The sequence below is a fragment of the Candidatus Andeanibacterium sp. genome (assembly GCF_057143545.1).
This window is the reverse complement of the sequence record NZ_DBNHSF010000066.1, coordinates 1-8,395: the sequence shown is the minus strand read 5'-3', so window position 1 is coordinate 8,395 and position 8,395 is coordinate 1. Positions and strand designations below refer to the sequence as shown.

The 8,395-nt window shown below is 62.0% G+C and carries 5 protein-coding genes; 4 read left to right on the top strand and 1 reads right to left on the bottom strand.

The annotated features are described in order from the left end of the window. The first annotated feature begins 86 nt into the window (after window positions 1-86). Both AC16XC_RS04335 and AC16XC_RS04330 read left to right on the top strand, forming a co-directional pair. Window positions 87-1,436: an MFS transporter gene (locus AC16XC_RS04335; RefSeq protein WP_484033416.1), complete on the top strand. Its 1,350-nt coding sequence runs from the start codon at window positions 87-89 to the stop codon at window positions 1,434-1,436. Beyond that, the gene (locus tag AC16XC_RS04330; RefSeq protein WP_484033415.1) at window positions 1,433-2,629 is read left to right on the top strand and encodes an endo-1,4-beta-xylanase; all 1,197 of its coding nucleotides are present in this window, start codon (window positions 1,433-1,435) and stop codon (window positions 2,627-2,629) included. The genes AC16XC_RS04335 and AC16XC_RS04330 overlap by 4 nt, the downstream gene beginning before the upstream one ends. 245 nt (window positions 2,630-2,874) lie before the next feature. Here AC16XC_RS04330 and AC16XC_RS04325 read toward each other — a convergent pair whose 3' ends face one another. Beyond that, the gene (locus AC16XC_RS04325; protein ID WP_484033414.1) at window positions 2,875-6,036 is read right to left on the bottom strand and encodes a TonB-dependent receptor; all 3,162 of its coding nucleotides are present in this window, start codon (window positions 6,034-6,036) and stop codon (window positions 2,875-2,877) included. Window positions 6,037-6,262: 226 nt separating this feature from the next. On the opposite strand from AC16XC_RS04325, the gene AC16XC_RS04320 reads away from it, so the two are divergent. Further along, on the top strand, window positions 6,263-7,822 hold the full coding sequence (locus AC16XC_RS04320; RefSeq protein WP_484033413.1) for a tryptophan halogenase family protein: 1,560 nt from the start codon (window positions 6,263-6,265) through the stop codon (window positions 7,820-7,822). After that, window positions 7,819-8,395 (top strand): tryptophan 7-halogenase (locus tag AC16XC_RS04315; protein ID WP_484033412.1); only part of this gene is annotated, 577 nt, incomplete at its 3' end. The genes AC16XC_RS04320 and AC16XC_RS04315, both read left to right, overlap by 4 nt.

Sequence of the window (8,395 nt, the reverse complement as noted above, 5' to 3'; positions counted from 1 at the left end):
CCTCTCCCGATCATCATGGTAGCGCTATCACGGAATTCGCGCGCATCCAAGCGCGCCGCAAGACGTGGATTGGGGAGAGCGAGGGCATGAACGAGGCAGCATCTGCCGCCGCCAATCCGGGCACGGGCAGTGCCAATGCCATTACCCGCGCGGGCGGCAATTTCCGCTGGGTGATCTGCGCGCTGCTCTTCTTCGTCATCACCATCAACTATATCGACCGGCAGGTGCTCGGCGTGCTCAAGCCGCTGATCGAGGAAGATCTCGGCTGGAGCGAGGTCGATTACGGCAATATCGTCTCTGCCTTCCAGTTCAGCTATGGCATCGGCCTGCTGGTGGTCGGGCGGCTGCTCGACAAGGTCGGCACGCGCTGGGGCATGGCGATCGCGATCGCCGTGTGGAGCCTTGCCGCGATGTTCCACGCCGCCGCGCGCAGCGTGCTGGCCTTCATGATCGCGCGGATGGCGCTGGGCGTGGCCGAAAGCGCCGCCTATCCCGGTGCGGTCAAATCGGTCGCCGAATGGTTCCCGCGGCGCGAACGCGCGCTGGGCGTCGGCTTCCTCAATGCCGGGGCCAATGTCGGGGTGATGATGACCCCGATCGTCGGACTCGCGGTCGCCTTCGCCTATGGCTGGCAGGGCGCGTTCCTGGTCACCGGCGCGATCGGCTTCCTGGTGCTGGCGGCCTGGCTGCTGCTCTACCGCCAGCCGCAGGAGCACAAGAGCGTCTCCCCACAGGAGCTCGCCTATATCGAGCAGGATGGCGAAGACCCCAATGCCAGGGAGCTCGGCTGGGGCGAAGCGATCCGCCAGCGCCAGACCTGGTATTTCATCTGCGGCAAGTTCTTCACCGATCCGGTGTGGTACCTGTTCCTGTTCTGGCTGCCCGATTTCTTTGTCACCACCCAGGGGCTCAACCTGTTCCCGACCGGCGACAGCGGCATCCTCGCGACGATTGGCCCGGCACTGATCGGGGTTTACCTGCTGGCCGATATCGGTTCGATCGCCGGCGGCTGGGTCTCGTCGCATTTCATCAAGATCGGCTGGAGTATCAACCGCGCGCGCAAGACCACCCTGTTCCTGGCCGCGCTCTGCGCCGTCCCGCTGCTGTTCGTGCTCGAGATCGGCAACCCCGCGGTGGTGGTGCTCCTGATCGGGCTCGGCACCGCCGGGCACCAGGCCTTCAGCTCGAACATCTTCACGATGATTTCCGACCTCTATCCGCGCCGCGCGGTGGCGACCGTCGCGGGCATGGGCGGGCTGGCCGGGGCGGCCGGCGGCATATTGATCGCGCAGGCGACCGGCTGGACGCTCGAACTGACCGGCAGCTACCTGCCGATCCTGATCTATGCCGGCTTTGCCTATCTGATCGCTTTCACAATCATCCACCTGCTGGTTCCGAGGATGGAGCCGGCGCCATTGAGCGAGACATCCAAGTGAACGCACTGACCCCCTCGCGCCGGCAATTCCTCGGCGGACTATCGGCCCTCCCCCTTGCCGCCTGCGCCTCCGAGGCGGCCGAACCGGTGATGGTCCCCGATTCCGAGAGCGCACCCGGCGCCGGTGAGGGCAGCCTGCACCGCGCCGCGATGTCGAAGGGCCGGCGCTTCGGCAGCGCGGTCGGCTATACCAGGCGCGGCGATCCGCGCGGCACGGTCCAGAATCCGCGATATATGGACATCATTCGCAAGGAATGCGGCATCGTGGTGCCCGAAAACGAGATGAAATGGCAATGGACCCGCCGCAACGGGCCCGACAATTTCGATTTCGAGCCGCTCGACGCGATCGTCCGCTGGGCGAAGGAGAACCAGGTCGCGGTGCGCGGCCACACGCTTTACTGGGCGCGCAATCGCTGGTTCCCCGAATGGCTCGTGAATTACGATTTCGGCGCCAACCCGGTGCAGGAAGCCGAGCGGCTGATGGTCGAACACATCCGCACGGTGACCGAGCGCTACAAGGGCATCATCCATTCCTACGACGTGGTCAACGAAGCGATCGACCACGAGACCAACGCCCCGCTCGAGACCAGTATGAGCAAGGCGATGGGCAGCGTCGAGGCGACGCTCGACCTCGCCTTCCACACCGCGCGCGAGGTGCTGCCCGATGCCGAACTGGTCTATAATGACTATATGAGCTGGGAGCCCGACCACCGCAAACACTGCGCCGACGTGCTCCGCCTGCTCGAAGGGTTCCGCAAGCGCAACGTCCCGGTCGATACGCTGGGCATCCAGTCGCATATCGAGATCTACAGTATCGATCCGGCGAGCGGGCTCGGCCCCTATGCCGAACGCGAATGGCGCCAGTTCCTCGATGAGGCGGTGGCGATGGGCTACCGGCTGATCGTCACCGAATTCGATGTCAAGGACAAGGCGCTGACCGCCGACATCGCCGAGCGCGACGCCAAGATCGCCGAATATGTCGAGCGCTATTTCGAACTGATGCTCGAATATGCGCAGCTCGGCGACATTCTCGCCTGGGGGATGGTCGATCCGTTCAACTGGCTGCAGGGCTTTGCCCCGCGCGACGACGGCTTGCTGGTGCGCGGCACCCCCTATGACGAGAACTACCAGGCCAAGCCGATGCGCGACACGCTGGCCAGGGTGCTGGCCGAGGGTACGCAGCAAAAGGCCTGACCTGGCGAGCCTCCATTGCGCCAACCAGCCGCGTCACCCTGAACCTGGTTCAGGGACCATCGCGCCTCCTGCTCAGGTCTGCATTTGTGGCGCCACGGGTGCTGGAAGCGAAGCCGTGCAAGGCACAAGCAAATCCAGCGGGAGGGGACCTTGGCTCTCAGTGCAAACAATGACGGCGCCGTCGCATGGGAGGAGCGACGGCGCCGTTGTGAACCCGGTTGCCCGGGAGTATTTGGCCAGTCCTGTTAGAAGCTGGCTCGGACCCCGAAGGAATAGCGACGGTCGTTCATGAAGAACGAGCGCGGCGCCAGCAGGCCATCCTCGTCGATCTGTTGCAAGGTCTTGGTGACCTCGTTGGTCAGGTTGGTGGCCTGGATCGCCAGCTTGATGTTCGGCGTGATCGAATAGAAGATCGACGCGTCGAGCTGTCCCGTTTCATCGTTGTAGATCGGATAATACGGGAAGATCACGTCGCGCGTGGTCAAGAGGAAGCGCGACCGCCAGTTATACGAAGCACGCATCGATAGCGGGCCCTTTTCATAAAACAGGGTCGCGTTGAAATTGTGCTTCGAAAGCTGTTCGAGCGGCAGCCTGCCGGAAGCATCGAGGTTCGAGGCCTGGCCGGCATTTTCGATCCCGCCGATCTGGCTGTTGGGCACACCCTCGCTGTCGATATAGGTGTAGTTGCCGCTGAAGCCGAGGCCGTCGAACGGCGATGGCAGGAACTCCCAAGTCTGCTGGTAGGCCAATTCGAAGCCCTTGATCGAGCCGTTTTCTTCCGTGTAGTTGGCCGGTCCGGAAACCCTGACATCGTAGGTCTGGCCGTTATTGGTGTAGGTGACGATGTTGACATCGTCATAGAAGAAGTCCTGCACCGACTTGTAGAAGCCCGTCAGGGTCAATGAGCCGACATCGTCGAAATACCATTCGAACGAGAGGTCGAACTGGTCGGCCTGCGCCGGCTTGAGCCGCGGATTGCCGGCCCTTGCGGTAAACACGAACCCGCCGCCTTCTTCGCCGCCGCCGATCGTCACGAAGTTGCGGCCATAACGGAAATCGGGCCGAGCGATTGCGCGCGAATAGGCGAAGCGGATCTGGGTTTCCTCGTTGAGTTCGAGCTTCAGATTGAGGCTCGGCATCCAGTTGTCGTAATTGTTGATCGCGTTGTCGACAATGGAACCGCCATTGGCGAAATCGGCCCGATTATAATATTCGGCCTCTCCGCCATCGCAAATGGCGGGCGGATCGAAAGCCGGGGGATTCGGATTATTCGGATCCGGCTCGGGAGCAAAGCAGCGCTCCTCATAGGTCTCACCATTGCCATGGAGGTTGGGAGACGGGAATGCGACAGAACCCAGCGATTCGAGGCTGGTGTCGACATAACGCAAGCCGACATTGCCGCTGAACAGCGGATAATCGCCATATTGGTCATTGCCGAAAGACAGCATCGCATAGGCCGCCCAGGTTTCCTCGCCGACGACCTGGATATCGGACGGCAGGAACGGAGTTCCTGAGATCACGCCAGCGCGATCCGACAGACGGAACCAACCACGATTGCCGCCGGCTGGACCAGTCTGGCCTTCGCGATAGAAATCGTCGACATCGTAAAAGAAGTCGGCCGATCCTTCGTAATCGTTGATCAGGTCGCCATTATAGTACCAGCCACCAAGGGGACCGGCTGCGTTTCCGCCGAAGAAGTTCGGGAAATCGTAAAATTCGGTGCGATCGCCGCCAAATTCATCGAAATAGACGGCGCCGCCCGAATTGCCGCCCCAGACTTCGGACAGACGGCCCCAGTTATAGGTCGTATAGCGAACCGTCTGCTCGCGGTTGGACCAGCGTCCACCGACCTTCAATCGCTTGAGGAAGCTGTCGTCACCGAAGTTGTATTGCGCATCGCCGCGGAAGGCCCATTGGTCGCCATCGCTCTGCTCGATGTGATCCATCGCCGCGCGCCAGAAAGTGAATAGCGGCGAAGTGAGGAATTCCTCGTTGCTCGACGTGGCGAGCGGCGAAGCGCCTGCCCCGGCCCAAGTCGCCACCGTGTTGAGCGGTTTGACATTGGTGATTTGGGGAAGGTCGCCCCGGAGGTCGATCATCTGGTCGGCAAAGGTCGACCCGAACACCGATACGTCGAGATTGTCGGTCGTCGCCTCGGTATATTGCGCGTCGAAATTGAACGCCCAGCGCTCGTTCGGCGTCAGCTTGAGATTGAAGCCGAAATCCTGGTTCATCGTTTCCTGGTAGACTTCGCGACGGGCGAGCGACATCTGCATGCCGCCGATCGGCGCCCGCGGATCGCTGGTGCCGGTGTCGCCCGAACGCCAGCCGGCGCCCGGCAGGGTGATATAGCCGTTTTCGAAGACGTTGTTCTCGTCGAAATCGTAGCCCGTGCCCGGTGCCGGGAAGGTGTTGTATTCCGACAGGTCGGGAGCTGCTTCATAGGTCCGCTCACCCCAGGCATTGCTGGTTTCAGCGCGGAAATATTGCAGGCTGGCTTCGACCGTCTTCGAATGGTTCTCATATTGCAGCGCACCGGCGATACCCATGCGCTCGCGGTCGAATTCCTGGATCCGGAACTGTCCGCCCAGCGGCGCGTAATAGGGGTTGCCCGGTCCGCCGATGGTCATGCCGTTGGCGTCCGTCAGCAAGGTACGGGTAACCGGCCCGGAATTGTTCGAACCCTGTGTGGTCACGCCGTCGCGCGGCTGGAAATTGGCGATCTGGATACCATGCGCCTGGCTCATCACCTGGCTGTAGGACGCGCCGACGAGGATACCGAAGACCCCGCCTTCGGTTTCCCAGGTATTGCTGATCATGCCCGAGACGTTGGGCGTCCATTCCTTGGCGAGGTCGCCATAATTGGCCTCGGCGGTGAAGCCCCAATGGAAGCCGTAATTGTCGAACGGCTTGCGGACATTGAGGTTGACCGTGCCGGCGAGGCCGCCTTCGATCATGTCGGCGGTGAGATTCTTGGCGACGATCACCGAACCCATCAGTTCGGGCGGAACGTCGGAGAAGCCGAGCTGGCGGCCGCCATTGGCGGAGAAAGTGTCACGGCCGTTGAATTCGCCGCGGACGAAATTGAGGCCGCGCACCACGACCCCCGAGCCTTCGACCGAGAAGTGGTCGGGATCGTTCGAACCGGCAAAGCGGTTGATCGCGACGCCGGGGACGCGCTGCAACGCTTCCGTCACCGAGCGGTCAGGCAACGCGCCGATGTCTTCCGCGGTGATCGCATCGACCACCGTTTCGGATTCCCGCTTGATGTCTTGTGAATTCGCAAGGCTGGCGCGAATGCCGGTGACGACGATCGTTTCCTCGTCGTCAGCCGCATCGTCCTGCGCAAAGGCCGTGGCCGAAACCAGCAGGCTGCTGACCGCAACCAGCGACGCGCCCGTCTTCAACGAAGCGCGAATAAAGCTCTCTTTCGAATTGATTCGATTGGTCGATCGCTCGCCCAAGGCACCCTCCCCTAGTATTGTTAGCGCTACCATTTCCGTCGGCAGTCGCTGTCTAGATCGCTTTTGATAACGCTACCTTTGGCCATTGGCAAGAGGTGATTCACACGCCAAAGACTGGCATTCGATCGAATCCTGTGGATGATGTGCAACAAGGAGGGTGCGAAACGAGATGCGCGAGGGCGATCACGAAATAGCGAAAGTGGTGATTGTAGGCGGCGGAACGGCCGGCTGGATGGCCGCCGCCGCCCTGTCGCGCTACCTCAATAACGGGCGCAGGAGCTTCACCCTGGTCGAAAGCGACGCGATCGGCACGGTCGGTGTCGGGGAAGCGACGATCCCGCCGATCCTCAATTACAACCAGATGCTCGACATCAACGAGAACATTTTTCTCAAGGCCACCCAAGGCACCTTCAAGCTGGGAATCGAATTCGTCAACTGGGGCAGGATCGGCGATCGCTATATCCACCCGTTCGGCAGTTACGGGCACGACCTCCACGGCATCCCGTTCCATCATCTCTATCTGCGCGAGCACGCCTATGGACAGCCCGGCGAGATCGCGAGTTATTCGATGAGCGCCGCGGCGGCGGCCCGCTCACGATTCGCCCGGCCGGCACGCGACAAGCAGGGTCCGCTCGCGCAGCTCTATTACGCGTTCCATTTCGACGCTTCGCTCTACGCCCGCTTCCTGCGCGGCATCGCGGAACAGCAAGGGACGATCCGCAAGGAGGGCAAGATCGTCACGGTCGAACGCAACGGCGAAAACGGCAACGTCACCGCGATCAACCTCGAAAACGGCGAGAAGGTCGCAGGCGACTTCTTCATCGATTGCTCGGGCTTCCGGGGATTGCTGATCGAGCAGGAACTCGAGGCCGGGTTCGAGGACTGGAGCCACTGGCTGCCGGTCGACCGGGCGCTCGCCGCGCCGACCACCAATGTGGTCGAGCCCGAACCCTTCACCCGCGCCACCGCCCATGGGGCAGGCTGGCAATGGCGCATCCCGCTCCAGCACCGGATGGGCAACGGCCATGTCTATTGCAGCGAGCATATCTCCGACGACGAGGCCGAAGCGGTGCTGCGCGCCAATCTCGAGGGAGAATTGCTCGCCGACCCGCGCCCGATCCGGTTCAAGACCGGCATGCGGAAGAAGAGCTGGAGCCACAATGTCGTGGCGCTCGGCCTCGCTTCGGGATTTCTCGAACCGCTCGAATCGACCAGCATTCACCTGATCCAGAACGGGATATCGCGCCTGCTCGGTCTGTTTCCCGACAAGGACGTCTCGCCGCTCGAACGCGACGAATTTAATCGCGGGATGCGCGAATTGTACGAGGACGTGCGCGACTTCGTGATCCTGCATTACAAGGCCACCCAGCGCGACGACACGCCCTTCTGGCGCTATGTCCGCGACATGAGCATCCCGGATTCGCTGGACCAGAAAATGCAGATGTGGGACTTGCACGGGCGGATCTTCCGCGAGGGTGCCGAGTTGTTCGGCGTAACCAGTTGGGTCGCGGTAATGCTGGGACAGAACATCTGGCCCGGCAGGCTCGATCCGATTGCCGATACGCTCGACCGCGACAAGGTCGCGCAAGCGATGGAGCAGATGCGTGAGGGGTACGAGAAGATGGCCTTGAGCCTGCCGACGCAGGTCGAATTCCTCAAGCGTGCGCAGGCCTGGGCCGCCCAGGACGAAAGGCTGGAAATGAAGTTGCCGGAGGCGCACGCCCGATGAATCCCAATCCGATCCGCAAGATCGTTATCGTCGGCGGCGGAACCGCCGGCTGGATGGCCGCCGCTGCGCTGTCGCGCATCATGGGCGGCCTGCCCGGGCTGAAGATCGAATTGGTCGAAAGCGATGCGATCGGCACGATCGGCGTAGGCGAGGCGACGATCCCGCAGATCCTCCTGTTCAACCAGATGCTGGGACTCGACGAGAACGAGTTCGTCCGCGAGACCCATGCGACCTACAAATACGGCATCGAGTTCGTCGACTGGACAAGGCTCGGCCATTCCTATGTCCATCCTTTCGGCCATTACGGGCTCGATATGATGGGAATCGAGTTCCACCATCACTGGCTCAAGGGCCGCAGCCTCGGCGACACGAGCGAGCTCGACGAATATTCGCTGTCGGTCGTCGCCGGGAAGCTGGGGCGGTTCATGCGACCGCGCCCGGAAAATGCCAACTCCCCGCTTGCGAAGATCTCCTATGCCTTCCAGTTCGATGCCGGACGCTATGCCCGCTATCTGCGGCGGCGGGCCGAAGAAAACGGCGTGGTCCGGACCGAAGGCAAGATCGTCACGGTCG